We start from the raw sequence: 21,437 nt of genomic DNA, 5'->3' as shown, positions 1-21,437 counted from the left end.
CGCCATTACGTTAGGGCGCGCCACGTTTCGGCGCTCTCCGCCAACCGCCCGAGAATCAGTCCGACCTGGAGGGTGAAGGCCGACCTGCCCTCGGTGGGCTGGTAGCCGGTCAGCTCGGTGATCTTCTTCAGGCGGTAGCGGACGGTGTTGGGATGGACGAACAGCAGCCGCGCCGTCGCCTCCAGCGAGGTGCCCTGCTCCAGGTACGTGGCCAGCGTGTCGAGCAGCGGCGTGCCGGCGAGCGGCAGGTAGACGTTCTCGATGAGCTGCTGCCTGGCGTCGTCGTCGCCGTCGAGCGCCCGCTCGGCCAGCAGCTCCTCCGAGTGCACCGGCCTCGGCGCGTCGGGCCAGCCGCACGACGCCTTCAGCCCCGCCAGCGCCGCCCTGGCGGAGCTCGCGGCGGCGTGCAGGTCGGCGACCTCGGGGCCGATGACGATGGGGCCCATTCCGAAGCGGTGCACGACCTGCTTGGCCGCGTCGTTGACGCTGCCCGCGCCGCCCACGATCACGATCAGGCGGTCGCCCTGCACGCCGGCCAGCAGGTCCATGCCGATGCGGCGGCCCTTCTCCCGCAGGCCGTCGATCACCGCGCGGGGATCGTCGTCGGGAGCGTGGCCGGCGATGACGACCACGGGGGAGGAGGTCCAGCCCAGCGCGGCCGCCCAGGAGTGCAGGCCGTCGTCGACCTCGCCGCGTACGAGGGCGTCCACGATCAGGGCCTCCAGCCTGGCGTCCCACGAGCCCCTGGCCTCGGCCTCGCGGGCGTAGACGTGGGCGGCGGCGAAGGCGACGTCGCGGGTGTAGCGGAGCATGGCCTGCTGGAGCTGGTCCTCCCCGCCGGGCGCGGCCAGCTCGTGGGCCTGCGCCTCGACCACCTCGACCACGACCCTGACGATGTCGACGGTCTGCTGGAGCGAGATGGACCGCTTGAGCTCGCGCGGGGCCGTGCCGAAGAACTCGATGCTGGGGGTGGGGCGATCCTCGCCGGCGGTCGAGAACCACTCGACGAACGCGGCGATGCCGGCCTGCGCCACGAGCCCCACCCACGACCGGTCCTCCGCGCTGAGCGCGCGGAACCACGGCAGCTGCTCGTCCATGCGCGCCATCGCGGCCGTGCCGAGCGAGCCCATGGCCCGCTCGAGCCTGCGTGTGGTGTCCTCGCGGGTCCGGTCTGTCACGCCTCCTAGAGTGCCAGCTCCGCCCGGATGACCGCGACGGCCACCACGCTGCCGTGACGGCCGCCGGCCGCTCTGCCGCGGCCGGGACCGCCGTGCGGGAGGCTGGATGGCCGCCGTACGGGAGGCTAGATGACCGCGACCGCGGTGATGAGGCCGATCGCCACGTGCGTGACGGCGAGCAGCCGCGCGCCCGGCTGCAGCTCGGGCTCCTTCACCAGATCGCGTACGGAGATGCCCACGACCCGGTCGAACAGCAGCATCGCCACGGTCTGCACCACGATGCCGACCAGACCGAACACGGCCGTGCCCGCCAGCCCTTCGGCGAGCCGGCCGCCGGAGGCCCAGATGGAGGAGGCCACGATCAGGCCGACAGCGGCCAGGGCGGAGGTGGTGAGCAGGGTGGCGTTGGGGTTGCGCTGGGTGCGGATGATCTCGCTCAGCTTGCCGGGAGTGGCCCAGTCGATCACGTAGAAGCCGACGATCATCAGGATCACGCCGACGGCGGCGTACGCGGCGATGGCGCCCGCGCCGCGGGCGAGGGTCTCGAGAAGGGTCACGTTGATTCCTCTTCAGGGGGTCAGGCGATGAGGTGGGGGACGAACGAGGAGGTGTCGTCGGTGATCAGGCCGGTCGTCTCCCTGATACCCAGTCCGGCGGCCTCGTCGGCGACCACCCAGGCGCCGAGCACCGGCCGCTGCCCCTCGAACTCGGGCAGCGCCTCGAAGCCCTGGAAGACGTAGCCCTCCTGACCGTAGGAGCCGGGCGTCTCCTGGGCGCCCTCGGGGGTGACGATGCGCATGGAGGCGCCCTCCCTGCCGAGCAGCGGCTTGGCGATGTAGGAGGTCAGCTCGCGTGGCCCGTCGAGGTAGGCGGGCAGCAGGTTGGGATGGCCGGGGAAGAGCTCCCACAGGACGGCCAGCAGCGCCTTGTTGGACAGCAGCGTCTTCCACAGCGGCTCGACCCAGGTGCCGTGCCGTACGGCGTGCCGCCCGAACTCGTCGGCCAGCATCCACTCCCAGGGGTAGAGCTTGAACGCCGAGCGGATCGGGCGCTGCTCGACGTCCACGAAGCGGCGGTTGAGCGCGTCCCAGCCGATGTCCTCCATGGCGATGGCCATGGTCCGCAGGCCGCCCTGTTCGGCGGTCTCCTGCAGGTAGGCCACTGTCATGGCCTCCTCACCGGTCTCGTCCACGTTCGTGAACGCGAAGTGCGTCGGCCCCGGCGGCAGCCGCAGCTCGCGCCAGCGCTCGATGAGCCGTTCGTGGACGGAGTTCCACTGGTCGGCGCCCGGGTGGACGTCCTGCAGCCAGAACCACTGCACGACCGACGACTCCACGAGGGAGGTCGGCGTGTCGGCGTTGTACTCCAGCAGCCTGGCCGGGCCCGTGCCGTCGTAGCGCAGGTCGAAGCGGGCGTACAGATGGGGGTCGCGGCGCTCCCACGAGCGCGCGACCTCCTCCCACGCCCACTCGGGGATGGCGAAGTCGGCGAAGCGCCCCGTCGCGACCACGTGCTCGGCGGCGCTCAGGCACATCTCGTGCAGCTCCCCGACCTGCTCCTCCAGCGCCTCCACCTCGTCCAGCGAGAAGACGTAGTGAACGGACTCGTCCCAGTAGGGCCGGAACAGCCCTGACGGGTGGGCGGCCCGGTGGTAGGCCAGGCCCTGGCTCTCGATCGTCTTCTCCCAGTCCGGCCTGGGAGTGCCATGCTCGCGCCGCATGCGTCAGCTCCCGCTGCTCCAGCGGTTGCCGAAGCCACCGCGCTGGATGTCTTTCCCCGAGCGGCTGCTGATGGTCACGTCGGACGGGCGGTAGGTGCTGCCGCCGTACACCCGATTGCCCCTCCTGGTGCCGCCGTAGTACCAGTGGTACGCCCCGTGCGAGCCGCCGTTGCCGATCCGGTACGAGCTGTTGCCGTCGTCGTCGCAGTAGGAGTCGTCGACGACCTGGTAGGAGCCCGGGTCGGGAGTCGGTGTGGCGCCGTCGGTCGTGAGCGTGGGCGTGTCGTCGTCCACGAGGAGGACGCAGTCGGCGGTGACGTCGTCGTCGTTGGACTCGGCGATCGCCCAGACGGCGACCAGCGTCACGGACAGCGCGCCGAGGACTGTCAGGGCGACGGCCTTGGACGACTTGCGTTCTGGCGCCTCTTGGTGCTGGGGCGGTGGTGCCATCAAGCTCCTGCTTTCATGGGCCGATCAGCCTATCGGTGGTGCTTGTCCGCGTTCAATGCGGAGGGTGGTCGATCTGGCGGGTGCCATCTACCGGGGGTATGAAGTGACGTATGGAACCGGTTGAGGCACTGCGCGAGATCGCCTTCCTGCTGGAGCGCGCCGGAGAGCCCACGTATCGCGTGCGCGCCTTCCGCCGCGCCGCCGAGGTCGTCGCCGACCTGCCCAGGGACGAGCTCGTGCGGTTGTCCCGCACCGGCGGACTCGGTGATCTGCCGGGGATCGGGAAGGTCACCACACTGGTGATCAACGAAGCGCTGGAGGGTGAGGTTCCAACCTATCTGCGCAGAATGCGGGCGACCGCCGGAGTCCAGCTCGACGAGGAGACCGCCGCGCTGCGGGCCGCGCTGAAAGGGGACCTGCACAGCCATTCGGACTGGTCGGACGGCGGCTCGCCGATCGAGGAGATGGCGGAGGCGGCCGTCGGGCTCGGCCACTCCTACCTCGCGCTGACCGACCATTCACCCCGGCTGAGCATCGCCAAGGGGCTGTCGGCCGAGCGGCTGGAGCGTCAGCTCGACGTGGTGGCCAAGCTGAACGAGCGGCTGGCCCCGTTCAGGATCCTGACCGGCATCGAGGTGGACATCAACCTGGACGGCTCGCTCGACCAGACCGATGAGCTGCTCGGGCGGCTGGACGTGGTGGTGGCCAGCGTCCACTCCAAGCTCCGCATGGACGGCGAGGAGATGACCCGCCGGATGGTCACCGCCGTCGCCAACCCCCTGGTGGACGTGCTCGGCCACTGCACGGGGCGGGTGGTGCAGGCCGGGGGTAAGCGTGGCGAGCGCCGCCCCGAGTCCTCGTTCGACGCTGAGCTGGTCTTCGAGGCGTGCCGCCGCTTCGGGGTGGCGGTGGAGATCAACTCCCGGCCCGACCGCCTCGATCCGCCCAAGCGGCTGATGCGGCTGGCGTACGAGATGGAGTGCGTGTTCTCGATCGACTCCGACGCCCACGCGCCCGGTCAGCTCGACTGGCAGCGGTACGGCTGCGAGCGCGCGGCGAGGTGCGGCATCGAGGCGGACCGGATCGTCAACACGTGGCCGCTGGAGCGGCTGCTCGAGTGGACGGCCTCCTGAGCCGCTCCCTACTTGCCGACGCCGTCGGCGAGACCCTTGATGATGTAGCGCTGGCCGAGGAAGAACAGCAGGACCACGGGGAGCGCCGCGATCACCATCCCGGCGAAGACGACCGGGTACTCGGTGCCGTGCTTGCTCATCAGGCTGGTCAGGCCCACGGGGAGGGTCTGCACGCCGGTCCCGCTGGTGAAGATCATCGCGAAGAGGTACTCGTTCCAGGTGAAGAGGATGTGCAGCAGCACCGTCGAGGTGAGGATCGGCTTGCACATCGGCAGGATGATCCGCCAGAACGCCGTCCACCGGCCCGCGCCGTCCATCTCGGCCGCCTCGTCCACCTCGCGGGGCAGGTCGATCATGTACGCGCGGATGAGGAAGGTCGTGAACGGGACGCGGAAGGCGGTGTAGAGGATGAGCAGCGCCCAGAACGTGTTGTACAGCCCCATCGCCTGGAACATCTTCACCAGCGGCACGAGCGCCACGGTCGGGGCGAGCATGAGCCCGCCGAGTATCGCCGCCGTGAGCGTCCTGTTGAGGGGGATGTTCACGCGGGTGAGGCCGTAGGCGGCCCACGCGCTGATGAGCACGGTGGCGACCGTCGAGGTCAGCGTGACCAGCACGCTGGTGGTGAGGTAGTCGCTGACGCCGCGGTTCCACGCCTTCGCGTAGTTGTCGAAACTCCAGTGCAGGGGCAGCGCGAACGGGTCGCCGAACAGCTCGGCGTTGGTCTTGAACCCGTTGAGCGTCATCCACAGCAGCGGATAGAGCACGACCACCGCGAGGGCCAGCAGGAAGGCCCACATGAAGACGCGGGCGATCACTCCGAGGAAGCTCAGGCGCGTCACCATTCCACCCTTCTCCTGCGGGTGACCCACAGCTGTGCCACCGCGATGCCGAGCGTGATCGCGAACAGCACGGTCGCGATCGCGGCGGCGTAGCCGAAGTTGTTGCGGACGAACCCGCTGCGGTACAGCCAGGTGCCCAGCACCTGGGTCGAGTTGTTCGGCCCGCCGGCGGTCATCACCATGACCTCGTTGAACACCTGGAACGCGCCCGAGATGGTGACGATCGCCATGAGCCCCGTCATCTCGCGCACGAGCGGCACCGTCACGTGGAAGAACCGGCGGACCGCGCCGACGCCGTCGATGGCGGCGGCGCCGTAGATCTCCGAGGGGATGCGCTGGATCGCGACCGCGAACAGCAGCGTGGAGTAGCCGAAGCCCTGCCACTGGCTCATCGCGACGATCGCGGACATGGCCGTGCTCTCCTGGCCCAGCCACGCCTGGGCGAACTGGCCGAGGCCCACGGCCTTGAGCGCGTGGTTGAGCGGGCCGAGGTTCGGCTCGTACACGAAGTAGAACAGCAGCCCCGCGACGGTCAGCGAGATCGCCGAGGGGATGAAGTAGACCGCGCGCAGGCCACGCCGCCACCGCTCGCTGCCGATGCTCTCGATGAGCGCGGCGAGCAGGAGCGCGCCGAACACCTGGAACACGATGGAGACCACCGCGTACAGCACGTTGTTCCCCAGCGACGTCCAGAACACCGGGTCGTCGACGAGCTTGACGTAGTTGTCGAGCCCGACGTATTCCTGGCTGCCGCTGTAGATGTCCCACTTGAGCGTGCTGAACTGCAGGTTCTGCACGAGCGGCAGGTAGACGAACACTCCTACCAGCACGAGGGCCGGCAGAACCCACACGAGCCTGAGCGTGGCGCGCACGTACGCTCTCCCCTACTTGGCCTGGGCCGAGGCCTGGCGCACGCTTTCGAGCACCTGCTCGGCGGTCTTGCCACCGCTGACGATCGCCTCGCCGCCGGCCAGCCACGCGTCCGCCACCTCGGGCACGGTGACCATGTCCAGCCAGATGGCCAGCTTCGGCGCCTTGTTGACCTGCTGGACGCCCTCGTAGACGGCCTTGCTCGAGGTCTCCGGCGTGACCGCTCCGACGACCGTGCTGGGCTGTCCGTACGGCGGCGCGGACAGCGTCTTGGCGTTCTGCGCGCTCGTGACGAACTTCATGAAGTCGACGGCGAGCGGGATCCTGGGGGACTTGGCGTTGACCAGGTACCCCTCGGGCGAACCCTCCAGGACCGTCGGGTCGCCGGGGGCGCTCTTCGGGACCGGGAGCTGGAAGATGCCGAAGTCCTCGGCCTTGAGCTTGCTCGACGTCGCGTTGTCGAACTCCAGGATCTCCTGGTAGTACATGGCGGCCTTGCCGTTGGCGAAGGCCTCCTGAGCGGAGGAGTACAGCACGCCGTTCGTGCCGCTCTTCGTGTCCGTGCACTGGTCGACCAGCGTCTTGAACTGGTTGAGCGCGGTGATGTAGCCGGGGTTGTCGAGCTTGGCCGTGGCCGGGACGAAGTCGGCCTGGAGCACGGCGTCCGGCACGTTGTAGGCGAACAGCTGCTGCAGGTAGTGCAGGGCGGGCCAGCCGTCCTTGTTACCGAAGGCGATGGGCTCGTACCCGGCCTTGCGCAGCGGCCCGCAGGCGGCGATGAGGTCCTCGAACGTCTTGGGCGCCTCGATCCCGGCCTTGGCGAAGGCGCTCTTGCTGTAGCCCATGAACTTGCCGTTGCCGTACAGCGGGATCCCGTAGTTCTTCCCGTCGCGGGCGAAGGCGGCCAGCGAGCCGGGGCTGAACGTCTTGCCCCACTCCGTGTCCGGGCCGATCACCTTGGTGAGGTCGGCCGCGCGGCCGCCGCGGATGTAGTTGTCCGCCCAGTTGCCCGTCCAGGTGAAGTAGACGTCGGGCAGCGCGTCCGAGGCCGTGAGGGTCTTGAGCTTGTCCTTGACGCTCTGGTCGGTCTCCTGGATCAGCTCGACCTTCACCTGCGGGTGCTTCTTCTGATACTCGGCCGCGAGGCTCTCGAAGTACGAGTCCGTCGGGTCGCCGGCGAACTTCGTGAGCACGCTCAGCGTGCCGGAGAACTCCGCCTTGGCGGCCGGGTCGGCCGCCGGGGCCTGCGCGGAGCCGCCGCCTGAGCAGGCGGCCAGCGTGAGTGTCCCGATGAGTGCCGCGAACGTCGGCAGTGCGCGAGGGCGCATGGGCTTCCTTTCTCTTTCAGGAACGCCTTTGGTGTTGGCCGACCTTACAGTGCGTCTGATACCGGTACCAGCCCTAGCGCCAAGATCTTTTCTCGCCGGACCCGGATCCGCCGCTGTAAGCCCTGTTCATGGCTCTGGTGTTTGACGGGAGCCGGCTCGCTGTGCCAACGTGACTGCCGCGTGATACCGGTATCAGGTCGGTCACGTGACATTTCCCCGGGAAAGGATGCGAAGATGCTCGGGTTCAACGAGCCGGAATTTGTCTCCCAGGTGACGAGCGCGGTGGGCCTGCGTCCACAGATCGAGGAGCTGGTCGACCGGCTCGTGAACGAGGGGTTCAAGCACGTGCTCCTCGTCGGCGCCGGCGGCACCTACGCCCAGATGTGGCCGTACGAGCACCTCGCCCGGCGCAGCTCCACCTTCGACGTGCGCGCCGCGATCGCGGCCGAGCTGATCGTCTCCGGTGACGCCCGCCTGGGCGAGGACACCGTGGCGATCTTCACCTCGGTCTCCGGCACCACCGACGACACCATCCGCGCCATCGAGTACTGCAAGTCCAAGGGCGCCCACACGGTCTCCTTCACCGGCCACGCCGACTCGCCCGTGGCCACGAAGGTGGACACGGCGCTCGTCTCGCAGCCCAAGACCTGGCCTTTCGACATGCAGCTGCTGCTGTTCATGACGCGGCTGCTGTCGCGCCGGGGCGAGTTCGACGGATACGAGAAGTTCGCCGCCGAGTTCGCGGGCATCCCGGAGATCCTCGTCGAGGTCGCCAAGCAGGCCGAGCCGGTGGCCGCCGCCTTCGCCGAGGCCCACAAGGACAGCGACTACCACTTCCTCATCGGCGGCGGGAACCTCTGGGGGTTCACGTACCTCTACTCCATGTGCATCCTCGAGGAGATGCAGTGGCTCCGCACCACCAGGGTGCACAGCGCGGAGTTCTTCCACGGCTCGCTCGAGCTGATCGAGGAGAACACCAGCGTGATCATCTTCCAGGGTGAGGACGAGACGCGGCCGCTCACCGACCGCGCCGAGGCCTTCGCGCGGCGCGTCTCCAAGGACGTGACCGTCTTCGACACCCGCGACTACCCGCTCACCGGGATCAGCCCCGAGTTCCGCGGCCTGCTCGCGCCCCTCGTCCTCGACACCGTGATGAGCCGCGTCAGCAAGCACCTGGAGCGGGTCCGCGACCACTCCCTCGACCTGCGCCGCTACTACCGGGTCATGGACTACTGAGGTCCTCATGCGAGTGCTCGGCTTCGGCGACAACATCGTCGACCGGTTCATCGACCGCGGCGTCGACTACCCCGGCGGCAACAGCGTCAACGTCGCCGTCTACGCCCGCCGCCTCGGCCTCGAGTCGGCGTACCTGGGCGTGTTCGGCGACGACTCGCTCGGCGGCTTCCTGCGGGAGTCGATCGCCGCGGAGGGGGTCTCCATCGACCGGTGCGTCGTCCGGGAGGGCGAGAGCGGCGTCTCCCACCTCCGGGTCGACGACGGCGATCGCGTCTTCCTCGGCTGGAACGGCGGCGGCGTCACCGTTCGGGAGCCCCTGGTGCTCGACGACGGCCTGCTCGGCTACGTGAGCGGCTTCGACCTCGTGCATTCGAGCGTCTACTCGCGCAGCGAGCCCGAGCTGCCGAAGCTGGCAGCGCTCCCCACGCTGGTCAGCTTCGACCTGTCCAGCGAGGAGGAGTACCGCGGTCCCGCCTACCTGGACCGCGTCTGCCCGCACGCCGACCTCGTGCTGCTGTCCTGCTCCGACCTCGACGAGGCCGCCACCGCCGACCTCCTCGCCGAGGCGGTACGGCGGGGCGCCCGGCTCGCGGTCGGCACCCGTGGCGTGGGCGGCGCCGTCGCCCACGACGGCCACGCCCCGGTGGGCGCACCCGCGCAGCACGCCGACGGCATCGTCGACACGATGGGCTGCGGCGATGCCTTCCTCGCCGGGTTCGCCGCCTCGCTGCTGCGCGACGGCTGGACCTCGGCGGCCCGGCCGGAGCCCGGCCAGATCGCGCGGGCGCTGCGCCGCGGGGCCGCATCGGCCCGCGACCAGTGCTTCGTCGAGGGGGCCTTCGGCCACGGCCGGCTGACTACGATGTGATGGGCTGATCAGGAACGGGGGAAGGGATCCATGCCAGCGGACCGTGGCCAGGGGCCGACGATCTCCGAGGTCGCGGCGGAGGCCGGCGTGGGCCGCGCCACGGCGGCCCGTACGCTCGGCGGCTACGGATACGTCAGCCCCGAGCTGCGCGCGCGGGTGCTCGCGGCGGCCGAGAAACTCGGCTACCGCGCCAACGCGCTCGCGCGCAGCATGTCGACCGGCGTGAGCCACACCCTCGGCGTGATCGTGGCCGACATCGGCAACCCCTTCTTCGCGGGGCTGCTGCGGGGCATCTCCGACACCGCGCGGGCCCGGGGGTTCGACGTGATCGTGCTGAGCACGTACGAGAACCTCCAGCAGGAGATCGCGGCCACCAACGTGCTCATCGACAAGCGGGTCGACGGCGTCATCGTCTCCTCGGCCGCCCTCGACCGTGACCAGGTCGCGCACATCAGGGCGGCCATGGACCGGGGCATCCCCGTCGTGCTCGTCGACCGCGCGGTGGCCGCCCTCGACCTCGACGCGGTCGTCATCGACAACCGCGACGCCGCCCGTGAGGCGGTCGAGGTGCTCATCGCGGCCGGTCACCGCCGCATCGGGTTCGTGTGGGGTCCGCCGGTGGCGCAGCCGCCGTCGACCAGGCGCGAGCTGCTGGCGGCGGCCTCCGCCAGCCTGTGGACCGACGGCGAGCGGCTGCGCGGCTACCTCGACGCGCTCGACGACGCGCACATCCCGTTCGATCCCGAGCTGGTGATGGCCGGGCCCAAGACGGAGGAGCGGGTGGTGGGGGAGGTCGGCCGCATGCTCGCCCTCCCCGACCGGGTCACCGCCGTGTTCTGCACGGAGACGGACGGCATGACCGGCTCCCTGCGCGCGCTGCGGAAGGCGGGGCTTTCGTACCCGGACGACGTGGCGCTGATCGGATTCGACGACAGTGCGTGGGCGGCGGTCATGGACCCGCCCCTGACGATGATCGCCCAGCCGGTGCACCAGCTCGGCGCCAAGGCGGCCGAGGTCCTCCTCGACATCCTGGGCGGCGCCGAGCCGGCCCGCACCATGCACACCCTGCGCTCCCAGCTCATCCAGCGCGCCTCGGTGGCCGCACCGCCCGAATAGGGGAGTCGTCCCCGTGGACCGGGGACGACTCCGCTCGGCTCGTCTACGCCCAGGGCTGGTCGACGACCCAGCTCACGTCGTCAGCCCAGAGGGAGGAGCTGTCGAAGGTGTGCGAGCCGCCGTTGCTGGCGATGTAGAGAGTGTTGCTGTAGTGACGGATGTACCGGTCCGGGAAGTTGTAGGAGGCCAACGAGACGCCCTGGCCGTTCTGGCCGGACTGCGGGCAGAACGTGGCATCCGAGGCGAACAGTGAGCTGCCGTCGTTGTGCTGCCGGTACAACTGGTAGTTCTGGTGGCGCAGGAAGTCGCCGGGGTAGTTCTTCGACTCCAGCGACACGCATGAGCTGTTGGCCAGACCGTTGCGTACGACCCACGTGGCGTCGCCCTTGTCGCCGGAGGAGCTGGACGAGGTGATCACCGACGTGATGACCTGGCCGTTCTGGTGACGGATGTAGCGGCCGGTGCAGCAGGCCGTCGTCGCGCGCAGCGAGATCGACGAGCCGGGGGTGAGCGTCCCGCCCGGGCCGCCCGTTGAGGTCGTGTATCCGGCGGCGACGATGTTGGCCTGCACCGCGTTCTCGGTGGCGTCCGACGGATAGCCGGACGTCATCACGCCCTCGTAGAAGGTGCCGGCGGAGCCGTGGCTGTTGTCACCGCCGATTCCGAGGATGATGGCGCCCTCCTTCTTCATCGGGTTGTAGCCCGCGACGTTGGGGCGCGGCCCGTTGTAGAAGGTCGACAGGTTGCCCGACTGCGCGTTGCCGGCTCGGATCGCCCAGTGGTTCGGCTCGCCCTTGATGATGGCGGTCAGGTAGCGGTAGTTCACGCTGGGGTCGTTCGAGTTGTAACCGGCGTTCACTCCGGAGAACAGGCCGTTCTCGAGGTCGGCCATGACCCAGGGGCCGTTGCCCGTGCCGTAGCCCCAGACCTTGATGTTGCCGAAGTAGATGGCCTCCATGGTGCCGTTGCCGTTGTCACGGCTGTTGGTCTCGGCGTTGCCGTAGTCGAAGCAGCAGCCGCCGTTGTAGTGCGTGCCGTCGAAGACCGCGTACATCCCCTCCGGCTGGTCCCCCCTCGCGATGCCGTTGGTGTTGTTGTTGCGGTAGCCCGTGCCGGGGGCGACGAAGACGCCGTACGCCTTGTGGCCGTTGATCATGGTCGGCGCCGCGGTCGCGTTCGCGAGGTTGTCGTATCCGCCCGGAGCCGGGCCCTGGAACCCGCCGGGGGGCGCCTGGGTGAGGTGGTTACCCCGACCGGACTGGTCGTAAATGATGGTGATGAGGCAGGTCGTACCGGCACAGAACGAATCCTGCGTGGCGGCGTTGGCGTATCCGCCCGCGCTCAGGAGACCGATGTCCCGGGTGGTGTTGTCCGAGGCGCGGCGCACCTGGTACAGCGCGCCGTTGTAGGAGCCGTACAGGGCACGGGTCGTGCTGTGCGCCGCCACGCAGGGGGTGCCGCCGGAGGCGTAGATGTCACACGCCTGCGACGTCGCGGCCTGTGTCGGCGTGGAGATGCCGGCCAGCAGGCCTGCGGCGAGCGCGACGGCCGCACCCGCGGACAGCAGTGCCTTTTTGAGCTGCCGGAATCCGGACCGGACAATCATGATGAACCTCTGCCTTTCAGGGGGTGCCGCGGATGCCGGGGAGTTTTAGGCATGGGTCGTTAACCGAAAGGCGCGAGCGGCCGCCATGCGACTGCGCGATTGACGATATGCCCGCTGACCTGTGACATCACGACAGGGGCGGAAGGTGGATTGCTGTGTTAGCGTTAACATTACTGCGCTTGGGACGGCCTCCGCGATGTGCTCGTGGGTTGACTGGCTCACTATGGAACGGAAGCGCATGTTGCGTCAAGGTTTCCGCTGAATTGTGAAAGTTTCACGTTAATTGCGAAATAGCGCGAAGCTTGAGAGATCGTCCGAAATCCCCAATCGACCGCGTTCGGCGTGGCGACCGGCTACGCCGATGCGAAGCTGGAGGCATGCTTCATCGCATCACCCAGGCCCTTTCCCGGCAAAGGCCCGACCCCCGGCAACTCGCCGAGCAGGATGCGTGCGCCTATGGCGCGCAATTACTGGCAGAGGCCCGCGAAGAGCTGAACCGGGCGGACAGCAAGGCTCAGGTGCTCCTCGGCATCGTGGGCATCGGGCTCGGCTCCTTGGACAATCGGGCCAGGAACGTGTCCAACGGCCATGGGTTCTCTCGGTGATTTGCCAACGGCGCACCTCCACCCCCCTCCCGCACTATGACACCGAAGAGAAGCAGGACCAACACCCGCTGATGAAGCCGCTCAGCAGCGCCGCCATTTGATCTTCATCGGGGGGATTCGGCAAGATGGCCCCCAAAGTGCGGGCTCACCTTCCGCCACCGAGGAGCTGACTCAAGTGGACTTCACAGTGACGTGGGCGGTCGCATGAGGGCCCGGGTGCGTCCTTGCCGCATCCGGGATATATCGGATGCACTGTGGCAGGTTCATGGTTCTTGCTCTCGGCGACGATCTCCCGCCGTGCAGGTCGCGATCACCGCTGACCGTCACCCAGAAATTGCCGAGCTCCGCGCAACGTGGTCCGAAGCCGCCGCTGAGTCATGGCGCAGTCCAAGCGCACGTCCATAGGGCCGGGCAACCTGGTGTCCGCCCGTCGGCCTGAAGGCAAATGATCCGCGTCGAGGCCATCGCGGCGAGCGATGAGCAGCCCGAGCTCGTACCGGCTTACCGCATCGGCTCCAGCTACGTGGTGGACACCGCGATGCTCGGATGCGGCGAGTTCAAGAAGCGCCGCAGCAAGGTCAACGACATGCACGGGACACCGCACGTCATCAGTGAACAGCACCCCTCTCGCCCTGCCGGTGGCCAGTGAACGCACCAGGGCCTCATGCGGGGAATCACCGTCGCCAATGATCAAGGATGTCCGAGCTGTCACCGCAGCCGGCACGATCGCGCTCACCGCTGTCTCGGCGGCGGCCTTGGCCGCGCCGTACGGGGTGATCGGGTCAGGGACACACGTCTCGTCATAGCGGATCGCAGCGCCGGAGAAGACCGCGTCGCTGGACACATGGACGAGGCGTCCGCCCGCCATGGAGACAGCCAGAGCCACGTTCGCGGCGCCGATCGCCGTGGTCGCCCAATCCGCCTGACGGTACGCGGCGTTGATGACCACCTCTGCCCGGAAGGCGCCGATCAGCTCATCGACATCCTCGCGTCGGCGCACATCGAGCGGCAACCACTCAAGACCGGTGGTCTGTCCAGGCCGGGTCAGATACGTCGCAGCAACCTCGTGCCCTGCCGGCAGGCACTGTCGAGCCAGCTCACGGCCGAGAAAGCCACTACCGCCGACGATGAGGATTCTCATGGCCGGTCACCCTAGTTGACCGGCCACTCCGGGGGCTCATCCGACGGGCTCGTCTCCGAGTCGGAGACGTGCGGAATCTCAGCCGTCTAGCGCTGCTTGAGGCGGAGCGCTTCCTTGCGGGTCTCGGCCTGGACGGACCGCTCGCGCTCCAGCCATGCCGGATTTTCCGCCTTGAGCGCGTTGATCTCATCGGTGGTGAGCGGTTCGGTGATCCCGCCTCTGGCCAGCCCGGATATGGAGACCCCGAGCTTCGCGGCGACGACCTGCTTGGGGTGCGGGCCGTTGCGGCGCAGGTCAGCGAGCCAGGCCGGTGGCGTCGCTTGCAACGCGTTCAGCTCGTCCCTGGAGACCACACCCGACTGGAACTCGGCGGGAGTGGCCGAGAGGAGGACGCCCAGCTTCTTGGCCGCGGTCTCGGGCTTCATCGTCTGGACGGTCTTCGGTTTGGACGAGGGCATGGTGCCAAGAGTAGTCAGTCGGAACGGGTTCTCAGACATCGGTACGCTGAGGAAGTGACTGATGGTGAGACCGGCAAGGCATTTCGGCTGGCGTATGTGCCCGGGGTGACGCCCGCGAAATGGGTCAACATCTGGACCGAGAGGATGCCCGGCGTACCGCTCACCCTGGCCACGGTTCCCGCCGCCGAGGTGGTGGGACTTCTGCGGGATGGCGGCGCCGACGCCGGATTCGTCAGGCTGCCGGTAGACCGCGACGGGCTCAGCGTGATCCCTCTCTACATGGAGACCACGGTGGTGGTGGTGCCCAAGGACCACGCGGTGGCCGCCGCCGACGAGGTGACCATCGCCGACCTGGCCGACGACGAGGTGCTCCACCCTCTGGACGACACCATCGAGTGGACGGTCCGGCCCGGGCTGCCCGCGTTCACCCGCCCGGCCACGACGGCGGAGGCGGTCGAGCTCGTGGCTTCCGGCGCCGGGCTTCTTCTGGTCCCCCAGTCGCTCGCACGCCTCCACCACCGTAGGGATCTCACGTACCGGCCGGTGCTGGACGCGCCGCAGTCTCAGGTGGCGCTGGCCTGGCCCACGGACGCGACCACCGACCTGGTGGAGGACTTCATCGGCATCGTCCGCGGCCGGACGGCGAACAGCTCGCGGGGCCGTACCCAGGCCTCCCCTGCGGAGAAACCGGCACAAAAGCAGGCACAGAAACCCACACGGAACGGCGCCGCCCGCCGGGCCACGCCGACCAGCCGCAAAAGAAAGGGCTACCGGCCTCGGTAACCTGCAGCCCCGAACCCGAACGGCACAATGCCCGTCCTCGCCGAGTCCACACCGGCCTCGCCCCCGACCCGGTCTCCTTCGCCAGATCCACACCGCCCGGTCGGACGCCTCAGCCGAGGCGGTCCGGCACCTCGACATCGGCGAGACCGTCGCCATGGTCGTCCACCCGAGGGCTGAAACTGTCGGCGCGCCGGACTGTCCTGTAGCGCTGTGGAGCTGGAGATGGACGCATCACCCAGGCGGAGTCAGTGGCCCATGGAGGCGCCGCCGTCGACGGGAATGACCGCTCCGGTGAGGTAGGAGGCGGCCGGTGAGGCCAGGAAGCGGATCACCTCCGCGATCTCCTCCGGCGCCGCCATTCGCTGCAGCGGCGTCTCGGCGCACATGTCGCGGATGCGCTGCTCGGGAAGGATCGCTGTCATGTCCGTGTCGGTGAGCCCGGGCGCGACGACGTTGACGGTGATGCCGCGGGGCCCCAGCTCCCACGCCAGCGACCGTGCCAGCCCGATCAGCGCCGCTTTGGAGGCCGCGTAGTTGCTCTGCCCGCGCTCGCCGCGCAACCCCACTGAGGAGGAGACGAACACGATCCGCCCGCGCCGCGCCTTGAGCATCCCGGGCACCACGCGCCTGGTGACCCGGAAGGTTCCCTTGAGGTTGGTGTCGAGCACGGCCTCCAGGTCCTCCTCAGTCATGCGGAGGAAGAGCTTGTCGCGTGTGATCCCGGCGTTGGCCACGAGGACCTCCACCGCACCATGCAGCGTCTCGACCTCGGTGACGGCGCGGTCGACGTCGTCGGCCGAGGTCACGTCGCACCGGCAGCCCGCCAGGCCCTCGGGCGGCTCGACGCCGCGGTGGGTGACGGCCACCTTGTCGCCGTCGCGGGCGAACGCGCGGGCGACGGCCAGGCCGATGCCGCGGTTGCCACCGGTGACCAGCACGGAGCGGCTCATGACGTACCACCGTTCATGGCGTCCCAGGCCGCGCCGATGCGGTCGGGGCTGATCTCGCCGCCCTCGTCGTCGGCCAGCGACTGGACGACATCGGCGAACTCGCGCCGCCTCCCGTGCTCGACCTCCACCCCGTGATGCATGGCCATCACGTAGGCGACACCGCCCTTGCCCGACTGGCTGTTGATACGCACCATCGACTCGTGCGAGCGGCCGATGTCGCGCGGATCCAACGGCAGGTACGGCACCTGCCACGGCAGTTCCTCGACGGGAACACCGGTCTCGGCGGCGCACTGGGCCATGGCGTCCAGACCCTTCTTGATGGCGTCCTGATGTGAGCCGGAGAATGCCGTGTACACGAGTTCGCCCGCGTACGGGTACCGCGGCGGCACAGGCATGGCGGTGCAGTCCTCGGCCACCGCCTTGATCCGGTCGATGTCGGAGAAGTCGATCCCCGGGTCGATGCCCTGGAGCAGTAGGTTCATACCGAGCGTGACCAGGCAGACGTTGCCGGCGCGCTCGCCGCTGCCGAACAGGCACCCCTCGACGCGCTCGGCTCCGGCCAGCAGCGCCAGTTCGGTCGCGGCGACGGCGGTGCCGCGATCGTTGTGCGGGTGGATGGACAGGCATACATGCTCGCGCGGCGACAGCGCACGGTTGAGCCATTCGATCTGGTCGGCGAACACGTGAGGCTGGGAGCGTTCGACAGTCGCGGGAAAGTTGAGAATCATCTGCCGTTCGGCGTCAGGCTGCCAGACGTCCAGCACGGCTTCGCAGACCTCGACCGCGAAATCCGGCTCCGTTTCGTTGAACGCCTCGGGCGAGTACTGGAACCGAAGGTCACAGTGCGCCAGCGCGCGTTCGGCGTGCTTCATCATCAGCCGCGTGCCCTGGACGGCAAGGTCTTTACACTCCGTCCGGGACATCGTCAGGACCAGCTTGCGAAAGGTCGGCGCGAGGGAGTTGTAGAGGTGAAAGGTGACCCTCGGCGCGCCACGCAGGGCTTCGATGCTCTGCGCGATCATCTCGTCGCGAGCGGGAACCAGGATGCTGATCCAGACGTCGTCGGGAATGCGCTCCTCTTCGATGAGCATGCGGACAAATACATGGTCATCCCTGCTGGCGACGGGGAAGCCGACCTCGATCTCCTTGTAGCCCATCTCCACCAGGAGCTCGAACATGGCGAGCTTCCTGCCGGGGTCCATAGGCTTGGCCAGCGATTGGTTGCCGTCACGGAGATCGGTTGACAACCATCGGGGCGCAGCTGTCAAGTGTCGATCTGGCCAGGAGCGGTCGGGAAGGGTCAGAGGGACGAATTCTGCATAGCGTCTGGCGGCCATTTTGGAATGCCGCATGCCAGGGTTCTCCATTCTCTGATGGATAGCACGGCCGGATTGACGCTAACCCGGAGGTTCCCGATCATCAAGTAGGGGTGAATGTATCGGAAGTTGTAGTCGGGTTGTCACCTTTCATGCTCCACTTAACTTCCGCCGATTTCTGTTGCAGCCTCGCGTTATGCCCGCTGGACACGCCTCTTCCCTACTCTCTCTACCCGCTCGTATTGGACACGGGGTCAATCTGCTGCGCATGTGCGTGGTCGAGACCCGCCCCTCGGTGCTGGCCCTGTTCACTCTGCGCTTCGCCGTCGGCGCGGTGCTGGGCGAGCGCGTACTCGGCGCCAACGGCGGCACGTGCCTGCAGGTGCTGTGCGCCTTGCTGGTCTGGATTCTGGTGATCTTCGCCGTCTACCTGTTCAACGGTGTCGAAGACCGCCAGGAGGACCGGGCCAACGGATCGGCACGGCCGATCGCCCGGGGTCTGCTGACCCCCGGCACCGCGCTCGGCGTCACGGGCGCGGCCACACTCGCCGCCCTCGTCGGAGCGCTGAGCCTCCCCGCCACCGTCAGCTGGATGGTGCCGGTGATCCTGCTGATGGGCTACATGTACTCGGGGCCTCCGTTCCATCTCAAGCGCACGACCGCCGGCACCGCCGCGATCGGGATCGCCGCGAGCCTGATGACGTACGCGGCCGGCTTCCTCACCCAGACCGACGGGTGGGTGCGCCAGATCGAGGTGCTCGTCGTGTTCACGGCCGCGGTTTCCCTGTGGACCGGCCTGGTCGGCGGACTCACCAAGGACCTGTCCGACATCGAGGGCGACGCCGCCGCCGGCCGTAGGACTCTCAGTGTCACGCGTGGTGAGCGCACTGTCCGGGTGCTCGCAGCCCTGGCCGCGCTCGGCATAGCCTGCGGATTCACCGCCGCCGTGCTGGCTCTCCAGCTGCCCCTGGTGGCCGCGGCGGCGATCATGACCACAGGGGCGGTCGCGCTGGTCGTCGTCACCCTGGGGCCGATCTCGCGGGGCAGCCGATCTCGCCGCCGCCGTCCGTATCGCACGTACATGATGACGCAGTATGTTGTTCATCTGATTTTAGTTGGATCTATCGCCATATCACCTGTTGCCTGGGCCGCCTAATTAGGTAAAAATGGGCCATCCGGTTTCCTAGGTTCCGGAGGCAGGGCCTTGGGGAGGCATCCGCAGGACGAGGTAGAAAGTTTCGCAGCCCTCAGGGGAGGCTGCGGCAAGCAGATTCTCTGCGAATACACACACCGACTCAAATTGGAAAGTTCCACGCTGGTACGAGAGCCGGCGACCCTTCAGCAATTGGTTGACAACGCCAACGAGATTCTCGATGACGTCTTCGCGGCGCTGGAGGCCGGCCAGATCCCGACCGACACCACCATCAGCCCGCTGGCCTGGGACATCGGCACCGACCGTGCCGAGGCCGGAGTCCATCCCAAGGAGTCGCTGGACGCTGCCTCGGTCTTCTTCAAGGTGGCGCTGCCGGCGCTGAGCATCGCTCTGGAGAATCGCCCCGACTATCCCCGCCTGTTCACCATCGCCGCTCTGACCCTGGAACAGGCCATCTCCTCCAGGATCCGGGCAGCGTCGGCCAGCTACACCAGCTTCCTGCTCAACAGGGTGCACACGGTGCAGACGGAGGAGCGGCGCAGGATCGCCAGGGACCTTCATGACCGCATCGGGTACGGTGTCAGCGTCGCCCACCAGCAGCTCGAGCTGTACCAGCGCAACCGGGTCGCCGAGCCCGTACGTGCCTCGGACAACGTCAAGCTCGCCGAGCAGGCCATCCAGGAGGCCATGCGCAAACTGCGCCAGGTGACCTCCGAGCTGCATCCGCACGATTCGCTCAAGAGCCTGGAGAAGGCTCTGCTCGGCTACCTCGAGACCGTCGACACCCACGACGTGGACGTGCGCCTGCAGATCAACGGCGACGAGGAGTGGGCCTTACCCGACGTCCGTGACGAGTCCTTCCTCATCGTCCGCGAGGCCGTGCGCAACGCGCTCGCGCACGCGCGCGCGTCAATGATCCTCATCAGGATCGACATCGCGCCGCACGAGCTGCGCGGGATCGTGCAGGACAACGGGCGCGGCATCCCGAGGGAGCGGCCCGCCTCCTCCGGGATGGGCCTGCAGTCCATGCGCGAGAGGGCCGAACTGCTCGGCGGCTCGGTCGTCGTGTCGAGCGAGGCGGGCAGGGGAACGTCGGTGGAGCTCTGCATGCCCAGGAGTGACGCCCAATGAGCACGCCCACCACGGTAGGCATCGTCGACGACCACACCCTCTTCCGGGAGGGGCTGCGCGAGATTCTGGAGACCTGCGAGGACCTGCGGGTGATCGGTGAAGCCGGCGACTCGGGCGGGGCGGTGGCTCTGGTCAGAGAGGAGCGGCCGGACGTGGTCATGCTCGACATCGAGATTCCCGGCGACGACGTGCTCGACACCGTCGACAAGATCCGTACCAGCTCGCCCGACACCAAGATCATCGTGCTCAGCATGTATGACGGCCCGCAGCTGCTGCGGCGGCTGTTATCGGCCGGGATCCGGGGCTACCTCCTCAAGAGCGTGCACAGCGAGGAGGTCATCTCCGCGATCAGGAGCGTCGTCAACGATCCCGAGCGCCTTGTGCTGGCCGTCTCCCGTGACAGCATGGCCCAGATCCACGCGCCCGCCCAGAACATCCTCACCGACAAGGAGCGGCAGGTCCTGGAGCTGGCCGCGCAGGCGCTGAGCAACCTGCAGATCGCCCGGCACCTCGGGCTCACCGAGGCCACCGTCAAGCGGCACCTGCGCAACGTCTTCGTCAAGCTCGGTGCCGTCTCCCGCATCGACGCCGTCAACCGGGCGGTCGCCGCGTCGCTGATCAGCATCAGGCAGGATCCCGGCGCGATGCCGAAGGGCTTCGGTTAGCGCCTGCCATCTCACGTGGCGCCCTCCGGATCGAAGACGAGGGCCAGGCGGTCACAGGTCTCCTGGGTCAGCAGCACGTCGACGGCGGCGATGTCCATCTCGAGCTGGACCGGGTCGAGAGCGCTCGGCAGCGGGACGACATCGTCGTTGCGTGAGAGCAGCCAGGCCAGCGCCAGGCGGCTCATGCCGACGTTCAGATCGGCCGCGATCGACTCCGCCTCCCGCACCATGCGCTGCACGGATTCGGCGCGCCGCTCGTCCCTGATGTCCGGGAAGCGCAGGCGCCCGCCGAGCAGGCCGCGGGCGAAGGGGCAGCGGGCCACGACGCCCACGTCCAGCTCCCGCGCCACGTCCAGCAGTTCGCGCTCCGCCTCACGGAAGACGACCGAGTACTCCGTGGCCAGCACCGTCATCGGATGTACGGCATGGGCGCGCCGTAACTGGTGCGGGGTCCCGCCAAGGAGCCCAATGTGGCGGATCTTCCCCTCGCGGACCAGCTCAGCCAGCTCGGTGACGCCGCTCTCGACCTGGGTCGAGAGGTCCGCGCGCAGGTAGTAGACGTCGAGGTAGTCGACCTTGTACCGGGCCAGAGCATGATCGCAGCGGCGCCGCAGGTACATGGAACCTTCCACGTGAGGCGCGGCCGCCGCCAGCAGCAGGTCCTGGCGTCGGACGTTCACCGCGCGTCCGATGAGGGGAGCCAGCTCGCTGTCGGGGTCCATGTCGCTGACGTCGAGCAGCGTGATGCCCGACGATATCGCGTAGTGGACCGTCTCGATCCAGGCGTCGGGGTCCACGCGCCCCGGCGAGGCCCACATCGACAGGCCGACACACGATGAGACCGGCCCGTTCCTGCCCAGTCTTCTATGGCGCACGAGAGCACCTCCG

Annotated in this window: 21 protein-coding genes and 1 pseudogene; 9 read left to right on the top strand and 13 right to left on the bottom strand. The window is 68.3% G+C overall.

Features of this window, described 5'->3' with window-relative positions:
• Positions 1 to 5: 5 nt before the first annotated feature.
• The 4 genes from ABD830_RS19665 to ABD830_RS19650 all read right to left on the bottom strand — a co-directional run bounded on the left by ABD830_RS19665 (position 6) and on the right by ABD830_RS19650 (position 3,348).
• A complete protein-coding gene (locus tag ABD830_RS19665; protein ID WP_344992921.1) occupies positions 6 to 1,130 on the bottom strand; it encodes a PucR family transcriptional regulator in 1,125 nt (374 codons plus the stop codon).
• A gap of 173 nt (positions 1,131 to 1,303) precedes the next feature.
• Positions 1,304 to 1,735 (bottom strand): DUF350 domain-containing protein, encoded by a 432-nt coding sequence (locus ABD830_RS19660; RefSeq protein ID WP_344989082.1) that lies wholly within the window; start codon positions 1,733 to 1,735, stop codon positions 1,304 to 1,306.
• A gap of 20 nt (positions 1,736 to 1,755) precedes the next feature.
• Complete coding sequence (locus ABD830_RS19655) at positions 1,756 to 2,898, bottom strand: glutathionylspermidine synthase family protein (protein ID WP_344989080.1); 1,143 nt, start codon at positions 2,896 to 2,898, stop codon at positions 1,756 to 1,758.
• Positions 2,899 to 2,901: 3 nt separating this feature from the next.
• Entirely contained in the window at positions 2,902 to 3,348 is a 447-nt protein-coding gene (locus ABD830_RS19650; protein ID WP_344989078.1) for a hypothetical protein, read from the bottom strand.
• A gap of 110 nt (positions 3,349 to 3,458) precedes the next feature.
• On the opposite strand from ABD830_RS19650, the gene ABD830_RS19645 reads away from it, so the two are divergent.
• On the top strand, positions 3,459 to 4,481 hold the full coding sequence (locus tag ABD830_RS19645) for a PHP domain-containing protein (RefSeq protein ID WP_344989076.1): 1,023 nt from the start codon (positions 3,459 to 3,461) through the stop codon (positions 4,479 to 4,481).
• An 8-nt stretch (positions 4,482 to 4,489) separates the two neighbouring features.
• Here the strand turns inward: ABD830_RS19645 and ABD830_RS19640 are convergent, their stop codons facing one another.
• From ABD830_RS19640 to ABD830_RS19630, 3 genes are read right to left on the bottom strand one after another with little or no spacing between them, the layout of a single operon-like run.
• A complete protein-coding gene (locus ABD830_RS19640) occupies positions 4,490 to 5,326 on the bottom strand; it encodes a carbohydrate ABC transporter permease (protein WP_344989074.1) in 837 nt (278 codons plus the stop codon).
• Positions 5,320 to 6,195, bottom strand: coding sequence for a carbohydrate ABC transporter permease (locus tag ABD830_RS19635; protein ID WP_344989073.1), 876 nt, complete (start codon positions 6,193 to 6,195; stop codon positions 5,320 to 5,322). Before ABD830_RS19635 ends, ABD830_RS19640 begins: the two co-directional genes overlap by 7 nt.
• A 12-nt stretch (positions 6,196 to 6,207) precedes the next feature.
• Complete coding sequence (locus ABD830_RS19630; RefSeq protein ID WP_344989072.1) at positions 6,208 to 7,521, bottom strand: ABC transporter substrate-binding protein; 1,314 nt, start codon at positions 7,519 to 7,521, stop codon at positions 6,208 to 6,210.
• A 234-nt stretch (positions 7,522 to 7,755) separates the two neighbouring features.
• Here ABD830_RS19630 and ABD830_RS19625 point away from each other — a divergent pair, with 234 nt between their 5' ends.
• From ABD830_RS19625 to ABD830_RS19615, 3 genes are read left to right on the top strand one after another with little or no spacing between them, the layout of a single operon-like run.
• Complete coding sequence (locus tag ABD830_RS19625; RefSeq protein WP_344989070.1) at positions 7,756 to 8,757, top strand: SIS domain-containing protein; 1,002 nt, start codon at positions 7,756 to 7,758, stop codon at positions 8,755 to 8,757.
• A 7-nt stretch (positions 8,758 to 8,764) separates the two neighbouring features.
• The gene (locus ABD830_RS19620) at positions 8,765 to 9,625 is read left to right on the top strand and encodes a PfkB family carbohydrate kinase (protein ID WP_344989068.1); all 861 of its coding nucleotides are present in this window, start codon (positions 8,765 to 8,767) and stop codon (positions 9,623 to 9,625) included.
• A 30-nt stretch (positions 9,626 to 9,655) separates the two neighbouring features.
• Positions 9,656 to 10,741, top strand: coding sequence for a LacI family DNA-binding transcriptional regulator (locus ABD830_RS19615; protein ID WP_344989066.1), 1,086 nt, complete (start codon positions 9,656 to 9,658; stop codon positions 10,739 to 10,741).
• 43 nt (positions 10,742 to 10,784) lie between these two features.
• Here ABD830_RS19615 and ABD830_RS19610 read toward each other — a convergent pair whose 3' ends face one another.
• Positions 10,785 to 12,347 carry an alpha-L-arabinofuranosidase B gene (locus ABD830_RS19610; protein WP_344989064.1) on the bottom strand — a complete coding sequence of 521 codons (1,563 nt, stop codon included), beginning with the start codon at positions 12,345 to 12,347 and terminating at the stop codon, positions 10,785 to 10,787.
• A 377-nt stretch (positions 12,348 to 12,724) separates the two neighbouring features.
• Here ABD830_RS19610 and ABD830_RS19605 point away from each other — a divergent pair, with 377 nt between their 5' ends.
• Positions 12,725 to 12,952: a hypothetical protein gene (locus ABD830_RS19605; protein WP_344989062.1), complete on the top strand. Its 228-nt coding sequence runs from the start codon at positions 12,725 to 12,727 to the stop codon at positions 12,950 to 12,952.
• Between the two features lie 310 nt (positions 12,953 to 13,262).
• Here the strand turns inward: ABD830_RS19605 and ABD830_RS19600 are convergent, their stop codons facing one another.
• Together ABD830_RS19600 and ABD830_RS19595 are read right to left on the bottom strand one after the other, a co-directional pair.
• Positions 13,263 to 14,093, bottom strand: coding sequence for an SDR family oxidoreductase (locus ABD830_RS19600; protein ID WP_344989060.1), 831 nt, complete (start codon positions 14,091 to 14,093; stop codon positions 13,263 to 13,265).
• Positions 14,094 to 14,179: 86 nt separating this feature from the next.
• A complete protein-coding gene (locus ABD830_RS19595) occupies positions 14,180 to 14,551 on the bottom strand; it encodes a DUF5997 family protein (RefSeq protein ID WP_344989058.1) in 372 nt (123 codons plus the stop codon).
• Between the two features lie 54 nt (positions 14,552 to 14,605).
• On the opposite strand from ABD830_RS19595, the gene ABD830_RS19590 reads away from it, so the two are divergent.
• Positions 14,606 to 15,334 carry a LysR family substrate-binding domain-containing protein gene (locus tag ABD830_RS19590; RefSeq protein WP_344989056.1) on the top strand — a complete coding sequence of 243 codons (729 nt, stop codon included), beginning with the start codon at positions 14,606 to 14,608 and terminating at the stop codon, positions 15,332 to 15,334.
• 245 nt (positions 15,335 to 15,579) lie between these two features.
• Here ABD830_RS19590 and fabG read toward each other — a convergent pair whose 3' ends face one another.
• Both fabG and ABD830_RS19580 read right to left on the bottom strand, forming a co-directional pair.
• Positions 15,580 to 16,284, bottom strand: a complete 705-nt coding sequence (fabG, locus tag ABD830_RS19585) for a 3-oxoacyl-ACP reductase FabG (RefSeq protein ID WP_344989054.1) — start codon at positions 16,282 to 16,284, stop codon at positions 15,580 to 15,582.
• Positions 16,285 to 16,319: 35 nt separating this feature from the next.
• Positions 16,320 to 17,636 (bottom strand): annotated as a pseudogene (locus tag ABD830_RS19580) (2-isopropylmalate synthase); the annotation flags it as partial.
• A gap of 232 nt (positions 17,637 to 17,868) precedes the next feature.
• Between ABD830_RS19580 and ABD830_RS19575 the strand changes: the two are divergent.
• The 3 genes from ABD830_RS19575 (at position 17,869) to ABD830_RS19565 (ending at position 20,549) form a co-directional block, all read left to right on the top strand.
• Positions 17,869 to 18,756: a UbiA family prenyltransferase gene (locus tag ABD830_RS19575; protein ID WP_344989052.1), complete on the top strand. Its 888-nt coding sequence runs from the start codon at positions 17,869 to 17,871 to the stop codon at positions 18,754 to 18,756.
• A gap of 189 nt (positions 18,757 to 18,945) precedes the next feature.
• Positions 18,946 to 19,884, top strand: coding sequence for a sensor histidine kinase (locus ABD830_RS19570; RefSeq protein WP_344989050.1), 939 nt, complete (start codon positions 18,946 to 18,948; stop codon positions 19,882 to 19,884).
• Positions 19,881 to 20,549, top strand: coding sequence for a response regulator (locus ABD830_RS19565; protein ID WP_344989048.1), 669 nt, complete (start codon positions 19,881 to 19,883; stop codon positions 20,547 to 20,549). Before ABD830_RS19570 ends, ABD830_RS19565 begins: the two co-directional genes overlap by 4 nt.
• An 11-nt stretch (positions 20,550 to 20,560) precedes the next feature.
• On the opposite strand, the gene ABD830_RS19560 is transcribed toward ABD830_RS19565, so the two are convergent.
• Positions 20,561 to 21,424: an aldo/keto reductase gene (locus ABD830_RS19560; RefSeq protein WP_344989047.1), complete on the bottom strand. Its 864-nt coding sequence runs from the start codon at positions 21,422 to 21,424 to the stop codon at positions 20,561 to 20,563.
• Positions 21,425 to 21,437: the final 13 nt, after the last annotated feature.

Source organism: Nonomuraea helvata, assembly GCF_039535785.1.
Lineage (GTDB): Bacteria > Actinomycetota > Actinomycetes > Streptosporangiales > Streptosporangiaceae > Nonomuraea > Nonomuraea helvata.
This window is presented reverse-complemented; position numbering and strand designations above follow the sequence as displayed.

What these genes read in the sequence shown, in the direction of transcription:
- ABD830_RS19645 (WP_344989076.1), top strand. Translation starts at nt 3,459, where the DNA reads ATGGAACCGGTTGAGGCACTGCGCGAGATCGCCTTCCTGCTGGAGCGC.
- ABD830_RS19620 (WP_344989068.1), top strand. Translation starts at nt 8,765, where the DNA reads ATGCGAGTGCTCGGCTTCGGCGACAACATCGTCGACCGGTTCATCGAC.
- ABD830_RS19655 (WP_344989080.1), bottom strand. Translation starts at nt 2,898, where the DNA reads ATGCGGCGCGAGCATGGCACTCCCAGGCCGGACTGGGAGAAGACGATC.
- ABD830_RS19595 (WP_344989058.1), bottom strand. Translation starts at nt 14,551, where the DNA reads ATGCCCTCGTCCAAACCGAAGACCGTCCAGACGATGAAGCCCGAGACC.
- ABD830_RS19565 (WP_344989048.1), top strand. Translation starts at nt 19,881, where the DNA reads ATGAGCACGCCCACCACGGTAGGCATCGTCGACGACCACACCCTCTTC.
- ABD830_RS19575 (WP_344989052.1), top strand. Translation starts at nt 17,869, where the DNA reads ATGTGCGTGGTCGAGACCCGCCCCTCGGTGCTGGCCCTGTTCACTCTG.
- ABD830_RS19610 (WP_344989064.1), bottom strand. Translation starts at nt 12,347, where the DNA reads ATGATTGTCCGGTCCGGATTCCGGCAGCTCAAAAAGGCACTGCTGTCC.
- fabG (WP_344989054.1), bottom strand. Translation starts at nt 16,284, where the DNA reads ATGAGCCGCTCCGTGCTGGTCACCGGTGGCAACCGCGGCATCGGCCTG.
- ABD830_RS19665 (WP_344992921.1), bottom strand. Translation starts at nt 1,130, where the DNA reads ATGGGCTCGCTCGGCACGGCCGCGATGGCGCGCATGGACGAGCAGCTG.
- ABD830_RS19600 (WP_344989060.1), bottom strand. Translation starts at nt 14,093, where the DNA reads ATGAGAATCCTCATCGTCGGCGGTAGTGGCTTTCTCGGCCGTGAGCTG.
- ABD830_RS19605 (WP_344989062.1), top strand. Translation starts at nt 12,725, where the DNA reads ATGCTTCATCGCATCACCCAGGCCCTTTCCCGGCAAAGGCCCGACCCC.
- ABD830_RS19650 (WP_344989078.1), bottom strand. Translation starts at nt 3,348, where the DNA reads ATGGCACCACCGCCCCAGCACCAAGAGGCGCCAGAACGCAAGTCGTCC.
- ABD830_RS19625 (WP_344989070.1), top strand. Translation starts at nt 7,756, where the DNA reads ATGCTCGGGTTCAACGAGCCGGAATTTGTCTCCCAGGTGACGAGCGCG.
- ABD830_RS19615 (WP_344989066.1), top strand. Translation starts at nt 9,656, where the DNA reads ATGCCAGCGGACCGTGGCCAGGGGCCGACGATCTCCGAGGTCGCGGCG.
- ABD830_RS19630 (WP_344989072.1), bottom strand. Translation starts at nt 7,521, where the DNA reads ATGCGCCCTCGCGCACTGCCGACGTTCGCGGCACTCATCGGGACACTC.
- ABD830_RS19640 (WP_344989074.1), bottom strand. Translation starts at nt 5,326, where the DNA reads ATGGTGACGCGCCTGAGCTTCCTCGGAGTGATCGCCCGCGTCTTCATG.